The organism is Geodermatophilus sp. SMS 5-13 (assembly GCF_059428245.1).
Window position 1 is genome coordinate 3,845,532 of sequence record NZ_CP165729.1, and the last position, 25,914, is coordinate 3,871,445.

Here is a 25,914-nt window from a genome sequence, read left to right on the forward strand (position 1 = left end):
GCACAGCCGCGGACGGCGGGAGGCGGGCATGGCAGCGGAACCGCTGGACCGGTTCCCGGCGGCGCGGACGTCGGACTGCGACGAAGCGCAGGCAGCAATGGCCGCGACGTTCCTGCCGCTGCGCATGCGGATGCTCGAACCACCGGGCCCCGACGGGCTGGACATGCGGCTGAACGCGCTCCGGGTCGCGGACGTGACGGTCGCCTACGCCCGGTTCGGTCGCGCCGTGGAAGTCGCCACGGCCGAGGCCGAGAACTACCACGTGGACCTGCCGATCTCCGGCTCGGCCCGCTTCCGTGCCGGCCGACGGGAGCGCGTCGAAGGCACGCCGCGCCGCGCGGCGGTGTTCATGCCCGGGGAGTCCGCTGCCATCGACTGGAGCGGCGGCTGCGGGCAGTTCTGCCTGATGTTCCCTCGCGCGCTGCTGCAAGGGGAACTGGAGGCCATGCTGGACCGGCCGCTGGCCAAGCCGCTCGTCTTCGCCGAGGCGATGGACGTCGACACCGGCACGGGTCGACCCTGGCTGGACACGCTGTGGCTGGTCGAGCGGCAAGCGCGCCACGCGCACGGCCTGCTCGACCATCCCCTGGCCGCGTCCCACGTGGCGCAGGCACTCGCCGCCGGGTTGCTGCTCGCCCAGCCGCACAACTACACCGACGCCCTCGCCGGTCCGCGCCGCCCAGGCGCCCCGCGGGCGGTGCGCGAGGCGGTCGACCTCATCCGCGCCCGTCCCGAGCACCCGTGGACGACCGCGAGTCTGGCCCGCCACGTGGCGGTGAGCGCGCGGAGCCTGCAGGACGGGTTCGCGCGGTCCTACGGGGTCCCGCCGAGCGCGTATCTGCGGTCGGTGCGCCTCGACCGTGCGCACGCCGAGCTGCAGGCGGCCGACCCGCACACCACCACGGTCGCCCACGTCGCCGGCCGGTGGGGATTCCTGTACCTGAGCCGGTTCGCTGCCGCCTACCGCACGAAGTTCGGCGAGAACCCCTCGGCGACCCTGCGCCGCATGTAGGGCGGCCCGGCCACACGTCCGCGCGAATCGCACCGAGCTCTGCGGTTTGCGCGTCGACCCGCCCGGCCCGCTCCCCTTACATGGATGCCCTCAGCTCAGAAGCGGCCGGGCATCCCGATCGCGGCCCGTGCCCGGGCTCCGGGGAGGCGGGCACGTGGCCGAGGACGGTACGGCGGCGCGGGCGGCCGCGGTCATCGCGCAGATCGTGGACGAGCCGGTGCCCATCACCGAGCGCGCCCGCCGGATCCTGCAGGTGCTCTACCCCATTTTCGGCTACGACGCCGCATCCATCGCGCTGCGGGACCCCGAGCGGCAGATCCGGATCCCGCTGGCTTCCGCCGGCGACGCCGCTGCCCTGCACGCCTACTGGTCCAGCGCGGAGGCCGACGCCGAACTGGCCCGGCTCGGGCTGAACCGACCCGGCCGGCCGCTGCTCTCCACCGAGCTGTCCCCGGTCGCCGGCGGGACGGCGTACTGGCGCCGCTGTCTGGCGCCGGCTGGCTTCCGCGGCGGCATCGACGCAGCCCTGTTCACCGCCGACCACAGACACGTCGGGCACCTGACGGTGCTCTCCCGGGCCGACGGCCGCCCCACGCTCGCGGATCGGGACCTGACCGGCGTCCTCGCCCCGCTCATCACGCGGGCGGTCGACCGGCTGCCCGCCATCCGCCTGTTCGCCGAGACCGTGCCCGATGTCCTCGCCGGGACGGTGCTCACCCAGGCTGGCAACACCCTGCCCCTGCCCGGGCTCCCCATCGACCCGGTGCTCGCCGCCGGCTCCCCGGCGGTCGCCGAAGTGGTCGATCGCCTGGCCGTCGGCGACCGGTACGCAACCTTTCTGCACCCCGCGCTGGGCACCGGGGGCGGAGCGCTGCTGCGGGTCACCGGGCTCGACTGCCGCGACGATGTCGCCGACCATCTGCGCGCCGCCGTCCTGCTCTCCCCCGAGCCGGATCTGCACGGCCTCTCCCGCCACGACCTGCAGGTTCTCGGCCTGATCGTGGCGGGCTGGGAGGACGACCTGCGCATCGCCGCCGCCCTGGACAGCACCCCCGAGGACGTCGCCGAAACCGCCCGGCGCGGCATGCGGCTGCTGGGTACCCCATCGCGGACCGGCCTCGCCGTGCGCGCGCTGCGCAAGGGGCTGTTCCTCCCGCCGGGCGCGTCCGGCGCGGCGGGGTGAACCGTCCCCGCACGCCCGTCCCACCGCAGGTGTTGGCCAGCGCCTTCAGCCTCGTCGGTGCTTCATCGACGCATGTGCTGGTCGTACCGCATGCCGAGGACGAGCGCGAGCGGGTCGCGGCTCAGCAGCTCGTCGGCGGCGTCGTCCTGGGCGATGCGAAGGTTCGGCACGCGGAGTTCATGCTCCGACGCGACGTCGAGCCGTGTCACCCGGACGTGGCTACTGCCTGTGGACCTCGCCGAGCGGCCGTCGCTCGAGTGCATCGGGCGTCGCGGTCCAGCTGGCGAGCATGTCCAGTGCCTGCTGAGAAGGCGAGCCGGCCTCGGCGGTGTACAGCGCGATGCCCAGGCCGTCGTCCGCTCGAGGGTCAGCGTCTCGTAACTGAGCTCGAGGTCACCGACGACCGGGTGGTGCAGCCGCTTGCGACCGGTGCGGTGGAACCGCACGTCGTGCGCGGCCCAGCGGCTGCGGAACTCGTCGCTGCGGGTGGCCAGCTCGCCGATGAGGTCCTGCAGTGGGCGGTCGTAGGGGTTGCGCCCGGCCCGGGAACGCAGGCCGGCCACGCTCTCGGAGGCCAGCTGTGCCCAGTCCGGGTAGAAGTCGACGGCGGCCGGGTCCAGAAACGTGAAGCGGGTGAAGTTGGCCGGCTGCTCGCGGCTGTCGAACACCGGCGCGTACAGAGCCCGCCCGAGCGGGTTGGCCGCCAGCAGGTCACCGTGGACCGTGCTGACCACCGCGGGCGCCGTCATCTGCTCGAGCAGGCGCTGCACGACCGGGCGCACCCGGTGCCGGGCCGGGCGGACCTGACGTCGGACGACCGGGCTGGTGGCGCGGATCAGGTCGAACAGGTGGGTGCGTTCGGCGTCGTCGAGCTGCAGCGCCCTCGCCAGGGCATCGAGGACCTGCTCGGACACGCCGGCGACCTGCCCACGCTCCAGCCGCCGGTAGTAGTCGGCGCTGACACCGGCCAGCGCGGCGACCTCCTCGCGCCGCAGGCCGACCACCCGCCGCTGACCGTAGCTGGGCAGCCCGACCTGCTCCGGGGTCAACCGAGCGCGGCGGGTGGCCAGGAACTCGGCGATGTCCGCTGCAGCGTCCACGGTCGCGGTCTTCTCCTCGCTGATCGCTGCCTGCCCCGACGGCGCGTGCCACCGCCCACATGGTGATCCGGGGCTCCACGGTAGGCGGCCCGCGTCCTGCGTGAGGGGCCCTGCTGGTCCCCCTGAGACAGGGCCTCACACACCCCCGAGAGGGCGCGCATCGTGGGTGCAGTGGATCGACCGCTGATCCTCGGCCGCAGGAACGACACCGCAGGCGCCCCGACCATCGACACGCTGGAGACCCCGTGAGCACCACCCCCGAGCAGGCATCCGGACCCTCCGCCGCGCAGCGCCTCGTCGGAGACATCGCCCCCAAGCTGGCCGAGCTGACCGACGAGGTGCTCTTCGGTGACGTCTGGGCCCGACCCGAGCTGGCCGCCCGCGACCGCTCCCTGATCACCGTCGCCGCGCTGGTCACCAACGGCAGCACCGAGCAGCTCGTCGGGCACCTGCAACGGGCGAAGGCAAACGGGCTCACCGAGGCCGAGCTGGTCGAGGCGATCGTGCACCTCGCCTTCCATGCCGGCTGGCCTCGGGCGATGTCGGCCGTCGCGGTGGCCAAGCAGGTCTTCTCCGCCGACCGCGAGCGACCGCAGGCATGAGCACCTGACGCCGGCAGCAGTTGCGGCACAGCACCTCCGGCCGCGGCCGGCGGTCCCCATCGATCACCCCACCAACGACGACAAGGACACGTAGTGCAGACCGTCACCCTGAACAACGGCGTGCAGATGCCGATCCTCGGCTTCGGCGTCTTCCAGATCCCGCCGCAGGAGACCGAGCAGGCCGTCACCGACGCCCTGGCCGCCGGCTACCGGCACATCGACACCGCCGCCGCCTATGCCAACGAGGAAGCCGTCGGCCGCGCCATCGCCGCCAGCGGCATTCCGCGCGAGCAGCTCTTCGTCACCACCAAGCTCTGGATCCAGGCGAACGGGGAGAACACCAGGCGGGCCTTCGACGCCTCGCTGCAGCGCCTCGGGCTGGACCACGTCGACCTCTACCTGATCCACCAGCCCCTCGGCGACTACTACAGCGAGTGGCGGACCATGCAGGAGCTGACCGAGGAGGGCCTGGCCCGGGCCATCGGCGTCTCCAACTTCTACCCCGACCGGCTGGTCGACCTCATCGCCCACAACGAGATCACCCCGGCCGTGAACCAGGTCGAGACCCACCCCTTCTTCCAGCGGGCGGACTACCAGGAGCTCATGCGGGAGCACGGCGTGCAGATCGAGTCCTGGGGCGGGTTCGCCGAGGGCAAGAACGACCTGTTCACCAACCCGACGCTGAGCGAGATCGGGGCCGCACACGGCAAGTCGGTCGCCCAGGTCGTCCTGCGCTGGCTCACCCAGCGCGGCGTGGTCGCCATCCCGAAGTCCGTGCGGCCCGAGCGCATGGCCGAGAACTTCGACATCTTCTCCTTCGAGCTCACCGACGACGAGATGACGCGCATCGCCGCGCTGGACACCGGCGCCAGCCTGTTCTTCGACCACCGCGACCCCGCGATGGTCACCTGGCTGAACGGCCGCCGCGACAGCTGACCGGCGCCGGCCGCCCCCGCATGTGGGACCTCCGGGCAGCCGGCGGAGGGACCTGTGCCTCTCGCCGCCCGTTCGCCGTCCCCCTGGACTGATCAGGTGACCCCGGACCGCCCGAGGACGGCGGCGGGGTGGAGGTCGGCGGTGAGCCCGGTGCTGCTGGCCCGCCTCGTCGCCCTGCTCGGTGTGGTCAGCGTCGTCTCGGCCCTGGTGCCGGCGTGGCGGAGCCGGCTGGAGGTGCTTGCCGGGATCGTGCCGCCCGTGGCCCCCGCCGCGGCCACCGCCGGCGCCGCGGCCGTCGGGGTCCTGCTCGTCGTCCTCGCCCGAGGGCTGCGCCGGGGCGGGCGGCGCGCGTGGTGGACCGCCGTCTGGCTCGTCGGCGCGGCGATCGTCCTGCACGTGGTGAAAGGGCTCGACGTCGAGGAGGCGACCCTGGCCGCCGCGGTGCTCGTCCTGCTCGTGGCCGGCCGCGCTCGCTTCGTCGCGGCCTCTCCCCCGCGCTCACGCCGCACGACCCTGGGCGTCGCGGTCGTCGCCGTCGCGGTCGCCGTCCTGCTCGGCTTCCTGCTGCTCACGGCAGGGGTCCGGATGCAGGCACAGTCGGTCACGGCGCCGCAGCGGCTGGCGCACGCCTCGCTGGGGCTGATCGGTGTTCCCGGCCCGGTGGTCTTCCGCACGGCGGACGCGCAGGAGGATGCCGCCGTCTCCCTCGTGGTGCTGGGTGCGGCGTGCCTGCTGACGGTGCTCACCGTCGCGTTGCGCCCGCCGGGTGGAGCGCATCCGCTGACGCCGGAGGAGGAAGAGCGGCTACGGGAACTGCTCGACCGCCAGGACGACCCGGATTCGCTGTCCTACTTCTCGCTGCGCCGGGATCGCGCCGTCACGTTCTCCCCCAGCGGCAAGGCGGCGGTGAGCTATCGGGTCGTCGGCGCGGTCAGCCTGGCGGCGGGTGACCCGATCGGTGACCCGGAGGCGTGGCCGGGGGCGATCCGCGCCTGGCTGGACGAAGCCCGGCACTTCGGCTGGACCCCGGCGATCCTCGGGGCGAGCGAGCGGGCCGCCGGCGGCTATGCCCGGGAGGGGCTGGACGCGTTGGAGCTCGGCGACGAGGCCGTCGTGGACGCGACGACCTTCAGCACGCAGGGCCGATCGATGAGGGGCGTGCGCCAGGCGGTGGCGCGCGCCGGGCGGGCCGGCTACCGGATCCGGGTCGACCGGATGGCCGAGCTCGCACCCGAGGAGCGGCGGGCGGTCCGGGTGGCCGCCGACTCCTGGCGCGACGGCCCGGTCGAACGGGGCTACTCGATGGCACTGGGCCGGCTCGGGGATCCGGCCGACGGCGCCTGCGTCCTGGTGCGGGCGGTGGACCAGGACGGGGTCCTCCACGGGTTGCTGCACTTCGTCCCCTGGGGACAGCACGGGCTCTCGCTCGACGTGATGCGCCGGGCGCGGGATGCCGAGAACGGCACGGTCGAGTTCATGGTCACCGGGCTGCTCGACCAGGCCGGCCGGCTCGGCGTGGTGCGTGTGTCGCTGAACTTCGCCGTCTTCCGCGCGGTCTTCGCCCGTGGCGAGCGGCTGGGCGCCGGCCCCGTGCTGCGCCTGTGGCGGGGCGTGCTGCTGCAGGCCTCGCGCTTCTGGCAGATCGAATCGCTGTACCGGGCCAACGCCAAGTACGGGCCGGAGTGGGTACCTCGGTTCCTGTGCTTCGCCCGCGCCGGTGACCTGCCGGCGGTCAGCGTCGCCGCTCTGCGCGCGGAGGCATTCCTGGTCAGCCCGTCCTGGCTGAGGCGCCTGAGCGCGCCCCGTGCCGGCCGCCCGGTCGGCCCGGTCGACGGCGCGCCTGCTGCCGAAGCGGCCGGCGGGGCGGCGACGTCGCCCCCGACCATCGCCGCAGGCCACCGGGCGGCCTCTCCGGGCGACTGAGCCGCACCGCTCGTCCCCGATGGGTGATGCGCCCTCCGCCGGTCGGCTGTCACCGTCCGATCGCGACCGGAGGCGGCCCGGCGAGGCACGGCGCGAGGGCCACCGCGGGGGGCGTCACGAGAGAGGTGCGCATGCCACTGTCCGCGGTTCTCCGCCCGGCCGTGGGCGAGCCGGTCCCGTCCCTCGCGGAACGGTCCGGAGCCCCGGTGCTCGCACCGCCCGCCCTGGCGGCGTGGTCGGGACCGCGGTACCTGCGCGCTGCCCACGACGGTGGGGGCAGCCTCCAGCGCCGGGTCGCCGTCGGCCTAGCAGAGGGCCTGGGACATGGATGCATCGCTGATCGTCGTCGTCGTGGTGACCGCGTTGGTCTTCGACTTCACGAACGGCTTCCACGACACGGCGAACGCCATGGCCACGTCGATCGCGACCGGCGCGTGGCGGCCCAGATCCGCGGTGGCGATCGCCGGCTGCCTGAACGTGGCAGGGGCCTTCCTGTCGGTCCAGGTGGCGAAGACCATCTCCGGCGGCCTCGTCGATGACACGCTCATCAACCCGGTCGTCATCTTCGCCGGGCTGATCGGGGCAATCGTCTGGAACCTGCTGACCTGGTTCCTCGGGCTGCCCTCCAGTTCGTCCCACGCGCTGTTCGGCGGTCTGATCGGCGCGACCTGGGTGGCCGGCGGAGCCGGCGCGATCAACTTCACCACGGTCGTGAACAAGGTCGTCCTCCCCGCCCTGCTCTCTCCCGTGGTTGCTGCCCTCATCGCCGTGACCGCGACCTACCTCGCCCTTCGGGTCACCACGCGGGCGGACGCCGGCGTCGTCCGCCGGGCGTTCACGCTCTCCCAGAGGGTGTCGTCGTCGATGCTCGCCCTCGCTCATGGCACCAACGACGCGCAGAAGACCATGGGCGTGATCACGCTGACGCTGATCACCGCCGGCCTGCTGCCGGCCGGCTCGCCGCCGCCGCCGTGGGTCGTCCTGGCCGCCGGGCTGGCGATCGGGCTGGGCACCTACATGGGCGGGTGGCGGATCATCCGCACGCTCGGCAAGCGGGTGAGCGACATCCAGCCGGTCCAGGGCTTCGCCGCCGAGACCACCAGCGCGGCGGTGATCCTGACCTCCTCGCACCTCGGACTGCCGCTCTCCACGACCCAGGTGTGCACCGGCTCGATCTTCGGATCGGCCGCCGGTCGCCGGCTCGCGTCGGTGCACTGGAGCGTCGCCGGGAGGATCGCGCTGGCCTGGACCTGCACCCTCCCGGCGGCCGCGGTCGTGGGCGCGGCGGCGTCGTGGCTGGCCGCGACCGGCCCCGCCGGGGTCGTCGTCGTCGCGGTGAGCGGGGTGGCCGTGGCCTCGGGCATCTACAGCGCCTCCCGCCGCACCGCGGTCACCGCGGCCAACGTCAACGACGTGCCGCCACGACCGGCGTCCGAGCTCGTCGCCTGACCAGGAGAGGACCGTCCCCATGCACATCGACTGGGCGTCGCTGGCCGCGGTCGGGGTCGTCGCGGCGGCCGCCGCGGTGACCGTCGTCCTGCTCGTCGCCTTGGCGACCGTCGGCTTGTCCATCCCCCGGGAGCGGCGGATCGGCGGTCCGAACGGTCACCACGCCTCCGGCACCCACTCCCCGGGCGGCACGGCCGTCGCCGTGCTCTGCGTGCTCGCCGCCGGGCTCATCGTCGGCTACGGCCTGTACCTGATCATCGCGTGAGCCCTGCCGCCCGTGCGCCGGACCGCCCAGCCGGTCAGACGCCCGGCGCGGCCGCCGGCTGCAGGCGCGGCCGGGGTCGCAGTCCCGCGGCCGCATAGGACGCGTCGATCAACCGCATGGTCGCAACGGCGTCGTCGACGTCGATCGGGAACGGGGCGCCCTCGCGCACCGCCCGGACGAACGCCTCGAGCTGGTAGGCGTAGGACGACCGGCTGCCGTGCCGTTCCACGCGTTCACCGGCCGGCGTCCGGACGACCAGCTCCTCCTCCGGCCGGGGGACGGCGAAGTTGGTCACGGAGACCTCGCCCCGGCTCCCGACGACCCGGCAGCCCAGAAGCCGGCGGTCGCTCGCCATGTGACAGCGGGCCACCCCGGTCGCCCCCGACGGGAAGCGCAGCCGCGCCTCCAGCCACTCGTCGACCCCCGGCGCGCCCGGCCGCTCCCCCGCCCGCGCCTCGACCAGCTCCGGTTCCCCGCCGGCCCAGGGCGCGAGGACGCGCTGGGCGTGCAGGGCGTAGCAGCCGAGGTCCATGGTGGCGCCGCCGGCGAGGGCGAGCGACCAGCGGGGGTCGCGCGGACCCGGGTCCGGGATCTCCAGCGTGGTCTCGACGTGCACCAGCTCCCCCAGCTCCCCGGTGGCCAGCAGCTCGTGCAGTCGGCGGTTCACCGGGTGGTGCAGGTAGTGGAACCCCTCGACGACGACCAGGCCGCTGCGGTGCGCGGCGGCAGCGACGTCGGCCGCCTCCTCGGCGTTCGCGGCGAACGGCTTCTCCGACAGCACGTGCCTGCCGGCATCGATCGCGGCCAGGTTCCAGGTGCCGTGCAGCGCGTTGGGCAGCGGGTCGTACACGGCCTCGACGTCCGGCAGCGCGACGACGTCGGCGTAGGACTCCACCACCCGTTCCACGCCGTGCTCCGCCGCGAAGGCCGTGGCCCGCGCGCGGTCGCGGGCGGCGACCGCCACGAGGCGGGTCCCGGTCGCCCGGGCCGGCCCGACGACGGCGAGCCCGGCGATCCGCGCCGCGCCCAGCACACCGATCCGCAGCGGCTCGTCGGCGATCATGCGAGGCGCACCTCCTCGATCCGCACCGGCCGGTGCTCCCTCATCGACCTCGCGCACGCCTCGGCGATCCAGTCCGCCTCCAACCCGTCGGCGACCGTGCACGGCGAGGGGCGGTCGCCGGCGGCGACCTCGAGGAAGGTCTCGAACTGGGCCCGGAAGGCCGGCTGGAACCGGTCCACGAAGAACCGGTGCGGCGGGCCGGCCGGGAAGGACACCCCGGGTTCGGTGGCCCGGATCGGCCACCCGTCGTCGACGCCGGCGGCGACGCTGTCCTTCGAGCCGTGGACCTCCAGCCGCACGTCGTAGCCGCGGGCGTTGTAGCGGGTGTTGGACACGATCCCGAGCGCGCCGTCGGCGAAGGTGACGATCGCGGCGGAGGTGTCGACGTCGCCGTACCGGCGGAAGAAGTCCGCACCCTGGTTGCTGCCGGTGGCGTAGACCTCGACGGCCTCCTGGCCGGTGACCCAGCGGATGGCGTCGAAGTCGTGCACGCCGCAGTCGCGGAACAGTCCTCCGGAGACCGCCACGTACCCGGGCGGCGGGGGCTCGGGGTCGAGCGTGGTGGACCGGATCGTGGTGATCCAGCCGAGTTCGCCCCCGGCGACCGCCGCCCGGGCCGCGGCGATGGCGGCGTCGTAGCGGCGCTGGAACCCCATCTGCACGGGCACGGTGCAGCCCTCGAGCCGGCGGAGCAGCTCGGCTCCGGCCGCGCCGGTCTGCGCCACCGGCTTCTCGCACAGCGTCGGCAACCCGGCCTCGACGCAGGCGAGGACGAGCCCGGGGTGCGCGTCGGTCCCCGCCGCGATGATCACGCCGTCGACCCCGGAGGCGAGCAGCGCCGCCACGGAGTCGACGCCCTCCACGCCGTCCGAGGAGTGGCGCTCGGCGACCTGCTTCGTCCTGGCCGGGACGGCGTCGGTCACCACCAGCGACTCGACCGCCGGGATCCCGGCCAGCGTGCGGGCGTGGAACGCCCCGATCCTGCCGAGCCCGATCAGTCCGAGTCGCACGGCGCGCCCTCCTTCCGAGGGGTGGGTCGGGCGAGGTCGTGCAGGGGCGTGTCGGCGCCGCGGGCCTGCTCCGAGCGGTAGCAGGCGTCGACCACCTGGGCGACGTCCAGCGCGTCGGAGACCGGGACGGCGACCGGCGCGCCGGTGCGGATGCTCTCGACGAACCCGCGCATCTCGGGGCGGAAGAAGTCGATGTTGTCCAGCTCCGGGAGCTCGGAGAACGTGTTCTGCTCGGTGCGCGCGAAGGGGACGGTGAAGCGGCTCTCCTCCCACGTGGTCCAGCCCGGGCCCCAGCCGTCGCGGGCCTCGGGCAGGTGGACGCGGACCGACTGCGGCAGGATGCCGATCTCCAGCAGGCCGCCGGTGCCGTGGAAGGTCACCCGGGAACTCTCGAACCACTCCAGGCGGTCGTAGACGTCGAAGTCGAACACGACCTGCCGCTCGGGGTAGGTGAGGATCACGGCGGCGGCGTCCTCGCGGCTGTCGGCGTCGGAGAGCCGGGCGTACTTCCGCACCCGCGCGTTGACGCTGTCGGGGCGGCCGTAGAGGGACAGCAGGACGTCGAGCATGTGGCAGCCGATGATCCACAGCGCCCCGCCCATGTCGGCCGGCTGGTTGAGGTGCTGGGTCAGGTGCTCGCCGATGAGCGGGGCGCCGCGGGCACTCACCGACACGACGTCGCCGATGAGGCCTGCGTCGAGCAGCTGCCGGGCGCGGGTCACCGAGCCGGCGAAGCGCACGTTGTAGCCGACCTGCGCGATCGCTCCCGGCGCCCGGGCGGCCTCGGCCAGCTGGCGGATGTCGGCCAGGGCCGCGCCGCCGGGCTTCTCGACGAGCACGGCCTTGCCGGCGTCGAGGACGCGCAGGGCCAGCGGGACCATGTCCTTGCTCTTCGAGTGCACCAGCACCGCGCCGATGCGGTCGTCGGCGAGGATCTCCTCGGCGGTGACCGCATCGAGGCCGTACTTGTCGGTGAAGTACTTCAGCCGGGAGTCCTCGTCGGCGGCGGCCACGACGTGCACGCCCTCGATCTCGCGGAGGGCGCGGACCCGCGCCGAGGCGTGTGGATGGGTGATGCCCAGCAGTCCGACGACGACGGGCTCGGTCATGTCCTGCTCCTCTGCTCGGGGGGCGGGTCGCCGGCCCACGCGGCGCGCAGCAGCGCGGCGACGCCGTCCCGGGTGACCGGACGGGGATTGGCGTACGGGTCGGCGACGGCGAGCTCGGCGATCCGCGGGACGTCGTCCTCGGCCATGCCGAGCTCGCGCAGCGAGCGGGGAGCGCCGAGCCGGCCGGCCAGCTCCCACAGCTCCCGGGCCGGGTCGGGCACGCCGCCGAGCGCGCGGGAGAGCGCGGCGACCGCCTCCGGGGCGGCCGGGGCGTTGTAGGCGAGGGCGTGCGGCAGGACGACGGTGTGCGTCTGGGCATGCGGCAGGTCGAGCGTGCCGCCGAGGGTGTGGCAGAGCTTGTGGTGCAGCGACATGGTCGTCGCGGCGAGCACCGCGCCGCACAGCCACGCGCCGTACTGCGCCTCGCCGCGGGCGTCGAGGTCGGCGCCGTCGGCGACGACCCGGGGCAGGGCGGCGGCCAGCGCCCGGGCGCCCTCCTCGGCCATGAGCGAGACGATCGGCGTCGCGTCGGGGGCGTAGAGGCCCTCGACGGCGTGCGCGACGGCGTTCATCCCGCTGGTGGCCGAGAGCCCCGCGGGCAGGCTCACGGTCAGCTCGGCGTCGTAGACGACGCTCCTCGGCAGGACCCGGATGTCGCGGCCGGTGCGCTTGGCCCCGCCCTCGGTCAGCCCCCACACCGGGGTCATCTCCGAGCCGGCGTAGGTGGTCGGGACGGCGATGACCGGCAGCCCGTGCTCGAGGGCGATCGCCTTGCCCAGCCCGACCGCCGAGCCTCCGCCGACGGCGACGCAGCCGTCGGCGCCGAGCTCGGCGGCCAGCTGCCGGGCCCGGTGGGCGACCTCGATCGGCACGTGCATCCGCGCCTCGGGCAGCACGCCGACCGCCCGCTCGCCCAGGGCGGCGGCGACCTGCTTACCGGTGACCTCCTGCTCGGGTGAGCACAGGACGAGCACCCGGGTCAGCCGCAGGGCCTCGACCTCGGCGGGCAGGGAGGCGAGCGAGCCGGCGCCGAACACCACGCGCATCGGCAGCGCCTGGTAGGTGAACGCGCGGATCATGACGCTCTCCCTCCGTCACGGAGCAAGGTCAGGTCGAAGGTGAGGGTGCGGAACGGGTTGGCCAGGCCGACCTCGGCCGCCCGGGCCGGGTCGTCGACCTCCGGCACGTCCCGGATCAGGCTCTCCTTGACCCCGAAGACCGCGTCGGAGTCCAGATAGGGCGAGTCGGCCACGAACACGTGCGTGGTCACCGGCCGGTAGCCCGGCGCGGAGGCGATGACGTGCAGGTGCGCCGGGCGGTTGGGATGCCGGGCGGTCGCGGCCAGCAGCTGCCCGACCGGGCCGTCGTCCGGGATCGGGTAGTAGCGCGGCACCACCGAGCGGAACCAGAACCGGCCGTCGGCGTCGGCGGTGAACAGCCCGCGCAGGTTGCCCGGCGGCTGGATGCCCGGCTGCTGCACGTCGTAGAAGCCGTCCTCGTCGGCCTGCCACACGTCCACGGTGGCGCCGGCCAGCGGCTCGCCGTCCGGCCCGGTCACCTGCCCGGACACCAGGCAGGGGGTGCCCTTGCCGTCGAGCGCGATGTCGTCGCCCGGTTCCCGCTCCGGGGACTCGACCATGTGGAACGGCCCGAGCACCGTCGACTCGGTGGAGGTGCCGCCGGTGCGGTGGTTGATCGTCTCCACCAGCATCGAGATCCCGAGGACGTCGGAGAGCAGGATGAACTCCTGCCGGACGTCGTCGCACATCTGCCCGGTGCGGGTGAGGAACCCGATCGCGACGCCCCACTCCTCCTCGGTCAGCTCGACGTCCTTGACGAACGCGTGCAGGTGGTGGACCAGCGAGGTCAGCACCTGCCGCAGCCGCGGGTCCGGGGTGCCGGCGAAGCTGGCGGCGACCGCCTCGGCCGACCGCTCCTCGGTGAACAGCACGGCGCTCAGCCCTTCGAGGCCACGAGCGCGTCCGCGGCCGCCAGCGCCTGGAGTGTGGCGGCGCGGGCGCGGGTGAGGCCCTCCCGGACGGGCAGCTGCCGGTGCTCGGTGGAGATGATCTCCACGCCCCAGTGCCCCCGGTAGCCCGCGCGGTGGACGGCGGCGATGAAGGCGGGCACGTCGAAGTCGCCCTCGCCGGGGAGGCGACGGTGATCGAGCGTGTCCTCCCACAGCGTGCCGACGACCTGTTCGGCGGCGTCGTCGAGCTCGACGACGAACGTGTACTCCGCCGGCAGGATCCGCTCCAGCTCGCCGTAGCTCGTCCCGCCGCGGTGGACGTGCCAGGTGTCGACGGCCAGCCCGCCGTGCGGGTTGCCGACCGCGGTGACGAAGTCGACGCCGGCCCGCAGGGTCGCCAGGTTGGTCATCGGCATGAACTCGAGCGCCACGCGGGTGCCCGCGTGGCCGGCCTCGGTGGCCAGCCGGTCGAAGTCCTCGTGGAACCGCGCCGGGTCGACCGGCCGCCCGCCGCCCTCGGCGGCCACCTTGACGGTGCGGGCGCCGAGGACTCCGGCGGCGTCGAGCAGCAGGGTGCGCCGCCGGTCGGAGATGCCTCGCCGCTCGTCGGTGGTCCACCACCAGGGCAGGATCTCCAGCTCGACGTGCCGGATCCCGGCGCCGTCGAAGATCCGGCGCAGCTCCGGCAGGCCGATCGTGTCGCGGGCGATCGCCAGGTCGGCGTGCAGGAGGCCGAAGCCCTCCCAGCCGACCTCGGCCGCGGTCTCGATCCGGGTCCGCAGGTCGACGGGGCTGATCTCGTCGCCGCGGTCGGGCGCCGCGTCCCCGGCCGAGGTCCAGCAGGTGGCCAGCAGCTCGCGGTTGGCGATGCTCGGGTCGGCGCTCATCGCGCCCCGCCCGCGTACAGGCCGGGCCGGGTCGGCAGCTCGATCGCGACCCGCCCACCGGAGTGCAGCGAGCGCAGCGCCGCGTCGCAGACCACCTGCGCGGCGAAGCCGTCCCAGGCGCCGGGTCCCCGCGGCGGCCGCCCGGCGGTGACGGTGTCGACCCACTCGCGCAGCTCGACGTCGTAGGAGAGGGCGAAGCGCTCCCGCCAGTCGGCCGGGACGAGGCCGGCGACGGCGCCCGCGCGGCGGATGGTCACCGGCGCGGGTTCGGCCAGCTCCACGGTGCCGGTCTCCCCGGAGACCTCGCAGCGGATCTCGTAGCCGTAGTGGATGTTGACCGACACCTCGACGTCGACGAGCACGCCGTCGGCCATCTCGAACAGCACGAGCAGGGGGTCCTGCAGCTCGCCCCCGCGGCTGCTCCTGCGCGGGCTGAGCACCTGGACCGCGGCGATCTCCTGGCCGAGCAGCCAGCGCAGCTCGTCGATCTCGTGGACGGCGGTGTCCGCGATGGACATGTCGCGGGTGTAGTGCGGCGGCACCGAGGCGTTGCGGTGCGCGCAGTGCACCAGCAGCGGCGCGCCGATGGCGCCGCCGTCCACGGCCTGCTTGAGGGCCCGGTGCGCGGGGTCGTAGCGCCGGTTGAAGCCGACCTGGACCAGCCGGCGGCCGGCGGCGACCTCCGCGTCCACGATCCGCCGGCAGGCCTCCGGCGTGGTGGCCAGCGGCTTCTCGCAGAACACCGGCTTGCCGGCGGCGATCGCGGCCAGCACGTACGGCTCGTGCGTGGGCCCCCAGGAGGTGACGACCACGGCGTCGACCGCGTCGGAGGCGATCAGCTCCTCGCCGGTGGCCAGCGCCTTCGCGGCGGGCAGCTGCCCGGCCACGGTGGCGGCGCGGTCGGCGTCGGCGTCGGCGACGGCCACCACGCGGCTGCCGCCGGGCCCGCCGTCGAGCCGGCGGACGTGCTCCTGGCCGATCATGCCGACCCCGATGACCCCGACGTCCAGCGCCACGACGCATCTCCTCGACTCGCTGCCCGGCCGGCCGGTGCCGGCCCCGCCGGGGTCAAGGCTGTGGTCACCGCCACACCGCCGTCAACGGCGCCGATCCCTCAAAAACCCCTCAGCCGGTCAGGACCCGGCCAGGGCCTCGGCGGGGATGTTGTACGGGGTGACCACCTGGACACCGGAGTGCCAGGAGCGCGGGCTGCCGGGCAGGTCCCCGTGCGCCTGCAGCACCATGTGGCAGGCGCGGCGCAGGTCGAGGGCGAGGTCGTGGTACAGCACCGCCGACAGCCGCCCGGCCTGCAGCAGCGCCAGGTTCTCGGCGTCCAGGTCGTGCGCGACCAACGCTCGGCAGTGGCGTCCGGCGTCGGCGAAGGCGGCGACGGTCGCCGCGTTCCCACCGGTGGCGTAGAGCGAGTAGACGGCGGCGATCTCCGGGTCGGCGGCCAGCGCGTCCCGGACCAGGCCGCGCAGCACGTCGTCGTCCCCGCTGGCGTCGACCAGGTCGACCTGCCGCCGGCCCGGCCGCAGCTGCCGCAGGGCCGCCCGGAAGCCCATCTCGCGGTCGTCCTCGCCGCGGAAGGAGCCGGTTCCCCGGGTGACCAGCACCGCGCCACCGTCGTCGCCGAGCCACTGGTCGAGCAGGTAGGCGGCGGTGGCGCCGGCGGCCCGGTTGTCCAGGCCGACGTAGGCGACCCGGCGGCTGGTGGGCAGGTCGGTGACGTGCGTGACGACGGGGATGCCGGCCTCGGTCAGCCGGTCGACGGCGGCCACGACCTGCGGGTGGTCCGGGGCCTTGAGGACGACGCCCTGCGAGCCGCGCCGGGCGATGCCGTCCAGGGTGGCCACCAGCTCGGGGACGGGCGGGGCCTCGGCGAGGTGGAAGCGCGCCCGGAAGGTGGCCGGCCGCACCAGCGGCAGCTGCGACTCCAGCGCCACGCGCACCGCCTGCGAGAACCGGGCGGGCGCGTCGACGACCAGGTCGAGGAAGAAGGTGCGACCGGTCAGCCGGAGCTGGGAGCGCTGCCGGTGCAGATCGGCGACGGCGCGGTGGACCTCGTCGACGGTGCTCTGCCGCACGCCGCCGCGGGCGTTGAGGACGCGGTCGACGGTCGCCTCGCTCACGCCGGCCTGGCGGGCGATCTCACGGATCGGGTACGGGTGCGGCACGCCGGTCAGTCTGAGGGACAAATGATGGCCCGACGACGTTGTGGGCCCGTCGTCGGCTCCGTCAGGCTCGGTGCACCCGCAGCCTCCGGAAGGACGCCGTCATGACCGCCTTCGCCGCCCGGACCGCTCCCGGCTGGTTCACCGCGGACGACTGCCGCCTGGCCGACTTCCGCGCCGTCGTCGAGACCACCACCGGGCTCGCCGACCACCCCTCCGCCGACGAGGTGCGGCAGAACGTCCCCGTCTACGGCTCCCGGCTGCGCGGCGCCCTCGCCACGCCCGAGGGCCGGCGCGCCGTGCAGGCCGAGCTGGCGCACGCCCTCGCCGACGGGCCGGGCATCGTCGTCTTCTCCGGCGCCTTCCCCGACACCACGGTCGTGGACCGCGCCACCGCCGTCTTCGAGGCGCTGATCGAGGAGCAGAGGGCCGCGGGCGTGACGAGCGGGGACCACTTCGCCACGCCGGGCGCCAACGACCGCGTCTGGGGCGCGCTGGACAAGTTCGCCGTCCGCGACCCGGCGGCGTTCGCCGGCTACTACGCCAACGACGTGATCGCGCTGATCTCGGAGGCGTGGCTGGGTCCCGGCTACCAGGTCACCAGCCAGATCAACGTCGTCAACCCCGGAGGAAGGGCGCAGGTCGCGCACCGCGACTACCACCTCGGCTTCATGTCCGAGGAGCAGGGCCGTGCCTTCCCGGCGCACGTGCACCGCCTCTCCCCCGCGCTCACGCTGCAGGGCGCGGTGGCGCACTGCGACATGCCGGTGGAGACCGGGCCGACCATGTACCTGCCGCACTCGCAGAAGTACGCGCCCGGCTACGTCGCCTTCCACCAGCCGGAGTTCACCGCCTACTTCGACGAGCACTTCGTCCAGCTCCCGCTGCGCAAGGGCGATGCCGCGTTCTTCAACCCGGCCCTGTTCCACGGCGCCGGCACCAACCGTTCGGCCGACGTGCGGCGCATGGCCAACCTGCTGCAGGTCTCCTCCGCCTTCGGGCGGGCGATGGAGACCGTCGACCGGGCCGCGATGTGCCGCGCGCTCTACCCGGTGCTCCTCGAGCAGCGGGCCGCCGGCGCCGACCGGCGCGGGCTGCGCAACGTCGTCGCCGCCTCCGCCGAGGGTTACGCCTTCCCCACCAACCTCGACCGTGACCAGCCCCTCGGCGGCCTGGCCCCCGAGACCCAGGCCGAGCTCGTCCGGCGCGCCCTGGCGGAGCAGTGGACGCCGGACGCGCTGGGCGCCGGGCTCACCGCCCAGGCCGAGCGGCACGCGAGCGCCCTGTGACCGCCGGGTCCACTGCGGAGGCGATCGCATGAGCACGGTTCCGGTACGGATCGGCCTGGTCGGCTACGGCAAGGGTGGCCGCCTCTTCCACGCTCCGCTGATCGGGCGCGCCGAGGGCTGCGAGCTCGGCGGCGTCGCCGTCCCCGTGCCCTCGCAGCGCGGCGACTGGAGCGCCTTCTACACCGGCTTCGCCCGCGCCGTCCGGGGGGACGGGCCGCCCCCGGTTGACCCCTGGGACGCGGTCGCCTGCCTCGAGGTGCTCGATGCCGCACGGGCCGGCGCGGCCGCCGGGCATCGACGATGACCTCGCCCAGCAGGCCCGGGAGGTCGCGCTGCGTCGCGGCCAGGTAGGCGTCGTTGGCTGCCCGGATCCGCAGGCCCGTGTCGAGCAGCAGGTACGGAGCCGATGCGTTCCGGAAGTCGGGGCTGTCCGCGGCGGCGCGGAGCACCTGGTGCACCGTTGGTGCTTCCTCCTCCCCGGCGCCGGGCGACTGCGGCCGGAGGATGAGCCACTCGTCACGCCACTACCGGGGGGGAGCCCCGTCCCTGCTCGTGCGCGACCCCGGACCGGCTACTCCGTCGGAGCCGGCCGCCCGCGCTGGACCTCGTCGACGATCTCCGTGGCGAGGTCGCGCAGCTTGCGGTTTCTCTCCTGCGACCGCCGGGACAGCCGGTCGAACGCCGCGTCCGCGGACACGCCGTGGCGCCCCATGAGGATGCCCTTGGCCTGGTCGATGACCGCGCGGGACTCCAGCGCGCGCTGGAGGTTGGCCGCCAGCTGGGCGGTGCTGGCGTACAGCCCGGCGTTGGACACGGCGACCGCCGCATAGGAGGCGAACGTGGTCGCGAGTTCCTCGGTCTGCTGGTCGAAGACGCCGTCCTCACGGGCGTAGAGGTTCAGTGCGCCCACCGTCTGGTGCGCGACGGGCAGCCCGACCGACATCGTGCGCAGGACGCCGAGCCGCCGCGCCAGTCGGGCGAAGTCGGGGTAGGCGGTGCTGTCGGCGGTGTCGTCGATCCGGATGGTCCGGCCGGAGATCGCGGCGTCCATGCACGGGCCGAATCCGGCCTCGTACTGGCGCTCGTCGAGGTGGGCGGCCAGCGGCCCGGTGAAGGCCACGCTGCTGCCGCCGTCGTCCTGGATCAGCGTCACCGAGACGTCTGCGACACCGGGGATGGCCTGTTTGGCCAGCTCGGCGACCCGGCCCAGGGCCGCCGACAGCGGCTGGCTCCCGAGCATGATCCGGCTCAGTTCCGCGAAGGTCTCGCGTGGATCGCGTGGCGGCCTGAGACCGCCGGCCTCGGGCGTGGACATGCAACCTTCGTTCCGAGCGGGGACTGGGTGCCTGGGACCGACTCGTTGCTGTCAACCCTACGCGCGCCGGCCCGAGGCCCGAGCGCCCACCGCGGGGCGGGGTGGGGAGAATGCCCCGGTGCGCGCCGTGGTGAGCCGGGTCAGTGCAGCGGCTGTAACGGTCGACGGCGCGGTCGTGGGCGAGATCGGCCGCGGGCTGCTGTCGCTGGTGGGCGCCGGCCGGGACGACGACGCCGACCGCGCGCGGGCGCTGGCCCGCAAGATCCACGAGTTGCGGATCTTCCCGAGCGACGCGGGGGCCCGGTCGGCCGCCGACCTCGGGCTGCCGGTCCTCGTGGTGAGTCAGTTCACGCTCTACGCCGACACGCGCAAGGGGCGCCGTCCGTCCTGGGACGCCGCGGCTCCGGCGGAGGCCGCCGAACCCCTGGTCGAGGAGGTGGTGGCCGAGCTGCGCCGGCGTGGCGCGGCGGTCGCCACCGGCGTGTTCCGCGCGTCCATGCAGGTCAGCTCGGTCAACGAGGGCCCGATGACTCTGTTGCTGGAGACCTGACGGCAGAAAGATTGCGCACCGCACGTTGAGACCGTCCCGTACCCGGGTACGTGTTCACGTACGTGTACGTGATCGAACGCACGGCCTGTGCGTTCCCTGTGATACGGGCTTCCGCGGAACACGGAGCCCGGTCGACGCCGTTGTTCAGGGCGTACCACACCGGAAGAAGAGCCAGGTGCCACCCCGGCGATCCCGGAGACCGGCACCACGACGCCCGGATCGTGCCGCCCCGCGACGACGCGTCGGTTGCATCCGAACAGAAGGCAAGGACGAAGACACACCGTGACGCTGTTGCAGTCTTCCCCCACTGACACCCTCCAGGTGCGCTCGCCGCGCCGGGAGGCCGACACCACGGGCCTGGTGTCGACCGACCTGGTGCGCGTGTACCTCAACACCATCGGCAAGACCGCCCTGCTGACCGCCGAGCAGGAGGTGGAGCTGGCCAAGCGGATCGAGGCCGGGCTCTACGCCGAGCGGCTGCTCGGCGAGAAGAAGCTGACCCCTGCCCTGCAGCGGGACTACAAGGCGCTGGCCATCGACGGGAAGGCCGCCAAGGCACACCTGCTCGAGGCCAACCTGCGGCTGGTCGTCTCGGTGGCCAAGCGCTACACCGGGCACGGCATGACGTTCCTGGACCTGATCCAGGAGGGCAACGTCGGCCTGATCCGCGCGGTGGAGAAGTTCGACTACACCAAGGGCTTCAAGTTCTCGACGTACGCGACGTGGTGGATCCGGCAGGCGATCACCCGCGCGATGGCCGACTCCGGCCGCACCATCCGGCTGCCCGTCCACCTGGCCGAGCAGGTCAACAAGGTCGTGCGCACCCGGCGCCGGGTGCACCAGGAGCTGGAGCGCGAGCCCACTCCGGAGGAGCTCGGCCTCGAGCTGGACATGACGCCGGAGCGGATCACCGAGCTGCTCGAGTACAGCCGCGACCTGGTCAGCCTCGACCAGACCGTCGGTGCCGACGAGGAGTCCCGCCTCGGTGACTTCATCGAGGACGCCGACGCCGCGGTCGCCGAGGACGCGGTCGCCTTCCAGATGATGAAGGGCGACGTCCGCAACGTGCTGTCGACGCTCGAGGACCGGGAGCGCGACGTCGTCGTCCTCCGGTTCGGTCTGGACGGCAACCAGCCGCGGACCCTCGAGCAGATCGGCAAGCAGTTCGGCCTGTCCCGCGAGCGGGTCCGGCAGATCGAGCGCGAGACGATGGCCAAGCTGCGCGACCCGCAGCGCGCCGACGCCCTGCGCGACTACCTCGCCTGAGCGCCTCGTCGACGGGCCGCCTCCCTCGGGAGGCGGCCCGTCGTCGTGTCTAGACCGGGTTGCGCATCCGGCGGGGGCCCGGCTCGACGCGGCCGGTGGGCGGCCCGACGTGCAGGCCGCCGCCGGCGACCACCAGTGACCGCCCGCCGTGCCAGGGGTCGGGCGGCCCGACGATGACCGGCTCCAGCGTCAGCACCAGCACCTCGGGCAGGTCGTCGGCCAGCCGCGCGACCCGCAGCAGCAGCTGCTCGATCGCGGCGGTGTCGACCGGCTCCGAGCCGCGGTACCCGTTGAGCAGCGGCCACGCCCGCGGCGCCCGCACCAGCTCGGCGGCGTCGAGGTCGGTCAGCGGCAGGGTGCGATAGGCGCGGTCGCCGAGCAGGTCGGTCGCGACGCCCCCGAGCCCGAAGCTCACCAGCGCGCCGAACGACGGGTCGTCGACGATCCCGACCACCGTGGCCACGCCCGGCGCGGCCATCTCCTGCACGATCATCGGATCACCGGCCGGGATGGCGGCGTGGGCGGCGCGGACGTCGTCGGCGTCCTTGAGGTCCAGGCGCACGCCGCCGAGGTCGGTCCGGTCGCGCAGCCAGGGCGCGGTCGACTTGAGGACGACGGGGTAGCCGATCTCCTCGGCGGCGGCCACGGCCTCGTCGGCGCTGGTCACCCGGTGGCTGCGCAGCAGCGGGACGCCGTAGGCACCCAGCACGGTCAGCGCCTCGTCGTCGGTGAGGTCGCGGCCGCCGGGGACCTCGGCGAGGACCTTCTGCACGACCGCCCGGGCGGTGGCCTCGTCGACGTCGGGCAGCTCGGGCAGCCGGCCGACCGGCCGGCTCCGCCAGCGCGCGTACTGGCTGACCATGGCCAGCGCGATGACGGCGCGCTCCGGTGTGGAGAACGACGGGACCGAGCCGCGGGCCGGCATCCCCGACTCGTCGAGGACGGCGAGCTCCGGCGGGACGCCCTCGGTGGACAGGAACGTCGCCACGATCGGCTTCGGTGAGCCCTGCGACACCTCGCGCAGCGCCCGGCCGACCTCCGCGGAGCCGGTGACCATCGGCGGCAGGTAGACCGCGACGATCGAATCGACGCCGTCGTCGTCCACGGCCGCCTGCAGCGCGGCCCGGAAGGCCTCCGGCCCGGCCGTCGTCCCGATGTCGACCGGGGCGTCCTCGGCGAGCTCGAGCCCCTGCTCGAGGACGGCGTCGGCGACCAGCACGCCCAGCGCGGTGGAGTTGCCGACCACGGCGACGCGGTCGCCCTCGGGCAGCGGCTGGTGGGCCAGCAGCGTGCCGACGTCGAAGAGCTGGGCGACCGTCTCCACGCGGATGACGCCGGCCGAGGCGAACAGCGCGGCCACCGACTGCTCGGGGACCTGCACCGACGTCCCCGCCAGGCCCGGGGCCATGCCCACGTTCCGGCCGCTCTTGACCGCCACCACCGGCTTTGTGCGCCCGACCCGACGGGCCAGCCGGGCGAACTTGCGCGGGTTGCCGAAGCTCTCCAGGTGCAGCAGCACGACCTCGGTGGCGGGGTCGGTGGCCCAGTACTGCAGCAGGTCGTTGCCGCTGACGTCGGCGCGGTTGCCGGCCGACACGAAGGTGGACAACCCGATGCCGCGGCTGCGGGCGCGCTCCAGCAGGGCGACGCCCAGCGCGCCGGACTGGGCGAAGAAGCCGACCCGGCCGCGGCCGGGGACCTTCGGCGCGAGGCTGGCGTTGAGCCGCAGGTCGGGGTCGGTGTTGACGATGCCCAGGCAGTTGGGCCCGACGACGCGCATGCCCGAGGCGCGGGCGGCGGTGACCAGGTTGCGCTGGGCGAGCCGGCCCTCGTCGCCGGACTCCCCGAACCCGCCGGAGACGACGACCAGGCCGCGGACCCGCTTGCGGCGGCAGGCCTCCACGACGCCGGCCACCCGGTCGGCCGGCACCGCGATGACGGCGAGGTCGACGTCGTCGGGGATCGTCTCGACGTCGGCGTAGGCGGGGACCCCGCGGACGTGCCGGGCCCCGGGGTTGACCGGGTAGACCGGCCCGTCGAAGCCGTACTCGAGCAGGTGCCGGAGCAGCACGTTGCCGATCTTGCCCGTGTCGTTGCTGGCCCCCACGACGGCGACCGACGACGGGGTGAGCAGCCGGGCGATCGACCGGGACTCGCTGCGCTGCTCGCGCTCGTAGGCGACGGCGAGCGCGGTCTCGGTCTGCGCGATCGGGAAGGTCAGGTGGACGACGCCGTCCTCGTACTCGCGGCGGGGCTCGTACCCGGCGTCGAGGAAGACCCGGACCATGCGGGCGTTCTGGCTGAGCACCTCGGCGACGAACTTCGCGACGCCGCGCTCGCGGGCGGCCGCAGCCAGGTGCTCGAGCAGCACCGATCCCAGGCCGCGACCCTGGTGGGCGTCCTCGATGAGGAAGGCCACCTCGGCCTCGTCGGTGCCGGGCAGCCGGTCGTAGCGGCCGACGCCGATGAGGTCACCGCCGAGCAGCAGGACGAAGGCGACCCGGTCGACGTGGTCGACGTGGGTGAACCGGTGCAGGTCGCGCTCGGAGAGCCGCTTCATCGGCCCGAAGAAGCGGTAGTAGCGGGTCTGGTCGGAGCTGCGCTCCATGAGCCCGACCAGGCCCTCGGCGTCCTCCGGGCAGATCGGCCGCAGGTGCACCGTGCCGCCGTCGGCGGCGATGACGTCGGCCTCCCAGTGCGCCGGCGGGGGTGGTGACTCGGCGGCCGGCGGCGCGCTCGTCGTCTGCTGCTCAGTCACGGGGGTCGTCCGGGTCCAGGCCGAAGTAGGGGAAGCAGGCGCGGCGGGTGCGCAGGATCGCCCGGTCGACGCGGGACTCGGTGAACATGTCCCAGTGGGCGAAGCCGGTCCAGCCGCCCTCGGTCATGTGCGTCGGCGGCCGGGCGCGCAGCCCGCGCCGCTCGACGTCCTGCCGCCAGGACTCGGGGATCTCGGTGGCCGGGTCGAGCGGCACGCCGCCGGCGGTGGCGATCAGGTGCGTCCAGGCCCGGGGCACGCAGCGGACCAGGCCGTAGCCCCCGCCGCCGAGGGCGATCCACCGGCCGTCGCAGATGTCGTGGGCCAGGTCGTGCATCAGGCGGTAGCTGGCCCGCTGGCCGTCGACGGTGAGCGCCAGGTCGGCCAGGGGGTCCTCGTGGTGGGCGTCGCAGCCGCACTGGCTGACGATGATCTGCGGCGCGAAGGCCTTGAGCACGCTCGGGACGACGGCGCTGAACGCGCGCAGCCACCCGGAGTCGTCGGTGCCGTTGGGCAGGGCGAGGTTGACCGCGCTGCCCAGCGCCTTGTGCGGATCACCGGTCTCCTCGGGGAAGCCGGTGCCCGGGAAGAGGGTCAGCGGGGTCTGGTGCACGCTCACGGTCAGCACCCGCGGCTCGTCGTAGAAGGCCGCCTGGACGCCGTCCCCGTGGTGCACGTCGACGTCGACGTAGGCGATCCGCTCGTAGCCCTGGTTGAGCAGCCAGCGGATGGCGATCGCGGCGTCGTTGAAGATGCAGAAGCCCGAGGCGGCGTCGCGCATGGCGTGGTGCAGGCCGCCGGAGATGTTCACAGCGTGCTGGGCCCTGCCCTCGTGGACCAGCTGCGCGGCGAGCACGCTGCCGCCGGCGATGAGCGCCGCGGCGTCGTACATCCCGTCGAAGATGGGGTTGTCGGGCGTGCCGAGCCCGTGGCCGACGTCGGGGTCGGCCGGGGCGCGCTTGACCGCCTCCAGGTAGGCCGGGTCGTGCACGAGCGTGAGCAGGTCGACGTCGGCCGGTGTCGGCTTGACCACCTCGATGCGGTCGCCGGCCAGCACGCCCAGCGCGTCGGCCAGGCGCATGGTGAGGTCGAGACGGACGGGGTGCAGCGGGTGCTCGCCACCCATCGTGTAACCGAGCAGGCTGTCGTCCCAGACCACGGTCACCGCGTCGCTCATGGGCTCCTCCTCGCACCACAGCCCGGCGCGGGCGACGCTACCCGGTCACGTGAGTGGCGGACGCCGCTGTCGGCCACCGGCTCGTGGCGGCCGATTCCGGGGTGATCGTCCGTAGGATGCGTGTTCGACACGGAGGAGTACCTGTGAACGACCTCATCGACACCACGGAGATGTACCTCCGGACGATCTTCGAGCTGGAGGAAGAGGGCATCGTCCCGCTCCGCGCCCGGATCGCAGAGCGGCTGCACCAGAGCGGCCCGACCGTCAGCCAGACCGTCGCGCGCATGGAGCGCGACGGTCTGCTCCGGGTGGAGGGCGACCGGCACCTGCAGCTGTCGGAGGAGGGCCGCGCGCTCGCCACCGCGGTCATGCGCAAGCACCGGCTGGCCGAGTGCCTGCTCGTCGACGTGATCGGCCTCGACTACGCCGACGTGCACGAGGAGGCCTGCCGCTGGGAGCACGTCATGAGCGAGGCGGTGGAGCGCAAGCTGCTCCGGCTGCTCGGCAACCCGACGGTCTCGCCGTTCGGCAACCCGATCCCCGGCCTGGACATGCTGGCCGGCGAGGAGCCGCTCGGTGGGGAGACCTCCGCCGTGCTGCAAGCGCTGACCCTGCTGTCCACGACCGCGACCCCGGAGGGTCGGCAGGTGGTGATCACCCGGATCAGCGAGCAGCTGCAGGAGCCGGAGACGCTGCGCGCCCTGGACGAGCGAGGTGTCCGGCCGGGCGCCACGATGACCGCCCGCATCGCCGACGGCTCGGTGACCCTCGACGACTACGCGCTGCCCGCCGGGGTGGCGCAGCACCTGTTCGTCCGGGCCCTCGACGAGGACCTGACCCCCGCCGAGGCGGCCGCCGTCCTCTGAGCCGGGCTGTCGAG

General features: G+C 74.1%; 24 protein-coding genes. 12 read left to right on the top strand and 12 right to left on the bottom strand.

What is annotated here, in order from left to right; genetic code table 11:
• The first annotated feature begins 28 nt into the window (after positions 1-28).
• Together AB3388_RS18590 and AB3388_RS18595 are read left to right on the top strand one after the other, a co-directional pair.
• Positions 29-1,012: an AraC family transcriptional regulator gene (locus AB3388_RS18590; RefSeq protein ID WP_495406794.1), complete on the top strand. Its 984-nt coding sequence runs from the start codon at positions 29-31 to the stop codon at positions 1,010-1,012.
• A gap of 154 nt (positions 1,013-1,166) precedes the next feature.
• Positions 1,167-2,195: a hypothetical protein gene (locus AB3388_RS18595; RefSeq protein WP_495406795.1), complete on the top strand. Its 1,029-nt coding sequence runs from the start codon at positions 1,167-1,169 to the stop codon at positions 2,193-2,195.
• A 62-nt stretch (positions 2,196-2,257) separates the two neighbouring features.
• Here the strand turns inward: AB3388_RS18595 and AB3388_RS18600 are convergent, their stop codons facing one another.
• The gene (locus tag AB3388_RS18600; protein ID WP_495406796.1) at positions 2,258-3,295 is read right to left on the bottom strand and encodes a helix-turn-helix transcriptional regulator; all 1,038 of its coding nucleotides are present in this window, start codon (positions 3,293-3,295) and stop codon (positions 2,258-2,260) included.
• A 245-nt stretch (positions 3,296-3,540) separates the two neighbouring features.
• On the opposite strand from AB3388_RS18600, the gene AB3388_RS18605 reads away from it, so the two are divergent.
• From AB3388_RS18605 to AB3388_RS18625, 5 genes are all read left to right on the top strand, one after another.
• On the top strand, positions 3,541-3,897 hold the full coding sequence (locus tag AB3388_RS18605) for a carboxymuconolactone decarboxylase family protein (protein WP_495406797.1): 357 nt from the start codon (positions 3,541-3,543) through the stop codon (positions 3,895-3,897).
• Between the two features lie 93 nt (positions 3,898-3,990).
• Positions 3,991-4,833, top strand: coding sequence for an aldo/keto reductase (locus tag AB3388_RS18610; protein ID WP_495406798.1), 843 nt, complete (start codon positions 3,991-3,993; stop codon positions 4,831-4,833).
• Between the two features lie 141 nt (positions 4,834-4,974).
• Positions 4,975-6,756, top strand: coding sequence for a phosphatidylglycerol lysyltransferase domain-containing protein (locus tag AB3388_RS18615; protein WP_495406799.1), 1,782 nt, complete (start codon positions 4,975-4,977; stop codon positions 6,754-6,756).
• A gap of 324 nt (positions 6,757-7,080) precedes the next feature.
• Positions 7,081-8,205, top strand: a complete 1,125-nt coding sequence (locus tag AB3388_RS18620) for an inorganic phosphate transporter (RefSeq protein ID WP_495406800.1) — start codon at positions 7,081-7,083, stop codon at positions 8,203-8,205.
• A 19-nt stretch (positions 8,206-8,224) separates the two neighbouring features.
• Entirely contained in the window at positions 8,225-8,470 is a 246-nt protein-coding gene (locus AB3388_RS18625) for a hypothetical protein (protein ID WP_495406801.1), read from the top strand.
• Between the two features lie 34 nt (positions 8,471-8,504).
• Here the strand turns inward: AB3388_RS18625 and AB3388_RS18630 are convergent, their stop codons facing one another.
• The 8 genes from AB3388_RS18630 to AB3388_RS18665 all read right to left on the bottom strand — a co-directional run bounded on the left by AB3388_RS18630 (position 8,505) and on the right by AB3388_RS18665 (position 16,685).
• A complete protein-coding gene (locus AB3388_RS18630) occupies positions 8,505-9,533 on the bottom strand; it encodes a Gfo/Idh/MocA family protein (protein WP_495406802.1) in 1,029 nt (342 codons plus the stop codon).
• Entirely contained in the window at positions 9,530-10,543 is a 1,014-nt protein-coding gene (locus AB3388_RS18635) for a Gfo/Idh/MocA family protein (protein ID WP_495406803.1), read from the bottom strand. Before AB3388_RS18635 ends, AB3388_RS18630 begins: the two co-directional genes overlap by 4 nt.
• Positions 10,528-11,652 carry a Gfo/Idh/MocA family protein gene (locus tag AB3388_RS18640; protein WP_495406804.1) on the bottom strand — a complete coding sequence of 375 codons (1,125 nt, stop codon included), beginning with the start codon at positions 11,650-11,652 and terminating at the stop codon, positions 10,528-10,530. The genes AB3388_RS18635 and AB3388_RS18640 overlap by 16 nt, the downstream gene beginning before the upstream one ends.
• Positions 11,649-12,731: a maleylacetate reductase gene (locus tag AB3388_RS18645; protein ID WP_495406805.1), complete on the bottom strand. Its 1,083-nt coding sequence runs from the start codon at positions 12,729-12,731 to the stop codon at positions 11,649-11,651. Before AB3388_RS18645 ends, AB3388_RS18640 begins: the two co-directional genes overlap by 4 nt.
• Entirely contained in the window at positions 12,728-13,603 is an 876-nt protein-coding gene (locus AB3388_RS18650; protein WP_495406806.1) for an intradiol ring-cleavage dioxygenase, read from the bottom strand. The genes AB3388_RS18645 and AB3388_RS18650 overlap by 4 nt, the downstream gene beginning before the upstream one ends.
• A gap of 5 nt (positions 13,604-13,608) precedes the next feature.
• Entirely contained in the window at positions 13,609-14,508 is a 900-nt protein-coding gene (locus AB3388_RS18655) for a sugar phosphate isomerase/epimerase family protein (RefSeq protein ID WP_495406807.1), read from the bottom strand.
• Positions 14,505-15,524, bottom strand: coding sequence for a Gfo/Idh/MocA family oxidoreductase (locus tag AB3388_RS18660; RefSeq protein WP_495406808.1), 1,020 nt, complete (start codon positions 15,522-15,524; stop codon positions 14,505-14,507). Before AB3388_RS18660 ends, AB3388_RS18655 begins: the two co-directional genes overlap by 4 nt.
• A gap of 117 nt (positions 15,525-15,641) precedes the next feature.
• Positions 15,642-16,685, bottom strand: coding sequence for a LacI family DNA-binding transcriptional regulator (locus AB3388_RS18665; protein WP_495406809.1), 1,044 nt, complete (start codon positions 16,683-16,685; stop codon positions 15,642-15,644).
• A gap of 101 nt (positions 16,686-16,786) precedes the next feature.
• Between AB3388_RS18665 and AB3388_RS18670 the strand changes: the two genes are divergently transcribed.
• Both AB3388_RS18670 and AB3388_RS18675 read left to right on the top strand, forming a co-directional pair.
• Positions 16,787-17,971 (top strand): phytanoyl-CoA dioxygenase family protein, encoded by a 1,185-nt coding sequence (locus tag AB3388_RS18670; RefSeq protein ID WP_495406810.1) that lies wholly within the window; start codon positions 16,787-16,789, stop codon positions 17,969-17,971.
• A gap of 28 nt (positions 17,972-17,999) precedes the next feature.
• Positions 18,000-18,275 (top strand): hypothetical protein, encoded by a 276-nt coding sequence (locus tag AB3388_RS18675; protein WP_495406811.1) that lies wholly within the window; start codon positions 18,000-18,002, stop codon positions 18,273-18,275.
• A gap of 267 nt (positions 18,276-18,542) precedes the next feature.
• Here AB3388_RS18675 and AB3388_RS18680 read toward each other — a convergent pair whose 3' ends face one another.
• Positions 18,543-19,211, bottom strand: a complete 669-nt coding sequence (locus tag AB3388_RS18680; RefSeq protein WP_495406812.1) for an ANTAR domain-containing protein — start codon at positions 19,209-19,211, stop codon at positions 18,543-18,545.
• Positions 19,212-19,404: 193 nt separating this feature from the next.
• Between AB3388_RS18680 and dtd the strand changes: the two genes are divergently transcribed.
• Both dtd and sigB read left to right on the top strand, forming a co-directional pair.
• Entirely contained in the window at positions 19,405-19,836 is a 432-nt protein-coding gene (gene dtd / locus AB3388_RS18685; RefSeq protein WP_495406813.1) for a D-aminoacyl-tRNA deacylase, read from the top strand.
• Positions 19,837-20,118: 282 nt separating this feature from the next.
• Positions 20,119-21,102, top strand: a complete 984-nt coding sequence (gene sigB, locus AB3388_RS18690; protein WP_495406814.1) for an RNA polymerase sigma factor SigB — start codon at positions 20,119-20,121, stop codon at positions 21,100-21,102.
• A 49-nt stretch (positions 21,103-21,151) separates the two neighbouring features.
• Here sigB and AB3388_RS18695 read toward each other — a convergent pair whose 3' ends face one another.
• Together AB3388_RS18695 and AB3388_RS18700 are read right to left on the bottom strand one after the other, a co-directional pair.
• Complete coding sequence (locus tag AB3388_RS18695) at positions 21,152-23,860, bottom strand: bifunctional acetate--CoA ligase family protein/GNAT family N-acetyltransferase (RefSeq protein ID WP_495406815.1); 2,709 nt, start codon at positions 23,858-23,860, stop codon at positions 21,152-21,154.
• Positions 23,853-25,034: an acetoin utilization protein AcuC gene (locus AB3388_RS18700; protein WP_495406816.1), complete on the bottom strand. Its 1,182-nt coding sequence runs from the start codon at positions 25,032-25,034 to the stop codon at positions 23,853-23,855. Before AB3388_RS18700 ends, AB3388_RS18695 begins: the two co-directional genes overlap by 8 nt.
• Positions 25,035-25,177: 143 nt before the next feature.
• Between AB3388_RS18700 and AB3388_RS18705 the strand changes: the two genes are divergently transcribed.
• Positions 25,178-25,900: an iron-dependent transcriptional repressor DtxR gene (locus tag AB3388_RS18705; RefSeq protein WP_495406817.1), complete on the top strand. Its 723-nt coding sequence runs from the start codon at positions 25,178-25,180 to the stop codon at positions 25,898-25,900.
• Positions 25,901-25,914 lie beyond the last annotated feature (14 nt).

Excerpts from the sequence above, each read along its gene's own strand:
- AB3388_RS18590 (WP_495406794.1), top strand. The coding sequence starts at position 29 with ATGGCAGCGGAACCGCTGGACCGGTTCCCGGCGGCGCGGACGTCGGAC.
- AB3388_RS18620 (WP_495406800.1), top strand. The coding sequence starts at position 7,081 with ATGGATGCATCGCTGATCGTCGTCGTCGTGGTGACCGCGTTGGTCTTC.
- AB3388_RS18625 (WP_495406801.1), top strand. The coding sequence starts at position 8,225 with ATGCACATCGACTGGGCGTCGCTGGCCGCGGTCGGGGTCGTCGCGGCG.
- AB3388_RS18630 (WP_495406802.1), bottom strand. The coding sequence starts at position 9,533 with ATGATCGCCGACGAGCCGCTGCGGATCGGTGTGCTGGGCGCGGCGCGG.
- AB3388_RS18640 (WP_495406804.1), bottom strand. The coding sequence starts at position 11,652 with ATGACCGAGCCCGTCGTCGTCGGACTGCTGGGCATCACCCATCCACAC.
- AB3388_RS18645 (WP_495406805.1), bottom strand. The coding sequence starts at position 12,731 with ATGATCCGCGCGTTCACCTACCAGGCGCTGCCGATGCGCGTGGTGTTC.
- AB3388_RS18655 (WP_495406807.1), bottom strand. The coding sequence starts at position 14,508 with ATGAGCGCCGACCCGAGCATCGCCAACCGCGAGCTGCTGGCCACCTGC.
- AB3388_RS18670 (WP_495406810.1), top strand. The coding sequence starts at position 16,787 with ATGACCGCCTTCGCCGCCCGGACCGCTCCCGGCTGGTTCACCGCGGAC.
- AB3388_RS18675 (WP_495406811.1), top strand. The coding sequence starts at position 18,000 with ATGAGCACGGTTCCGGTACGGATCGGCCTGGTCGGCTACGGCAAGGGT.
- AB3388_RS18680 (WP_495406812.1), bottom strand. The coding sequence starts at position 19,211 with ATGCTCGGGAGCCAGCCGCTGTCGGCGGCCCTGGGCCGGGTCGCCGAG.
- AB3388_RS18700 (WP_495406816.1), bottom strand. The coding sequence starts at position 25,034 with ATGAGCGACGCGGTGACCGTGGTCTGGGACGACAGCCTGCTCGGTTAC.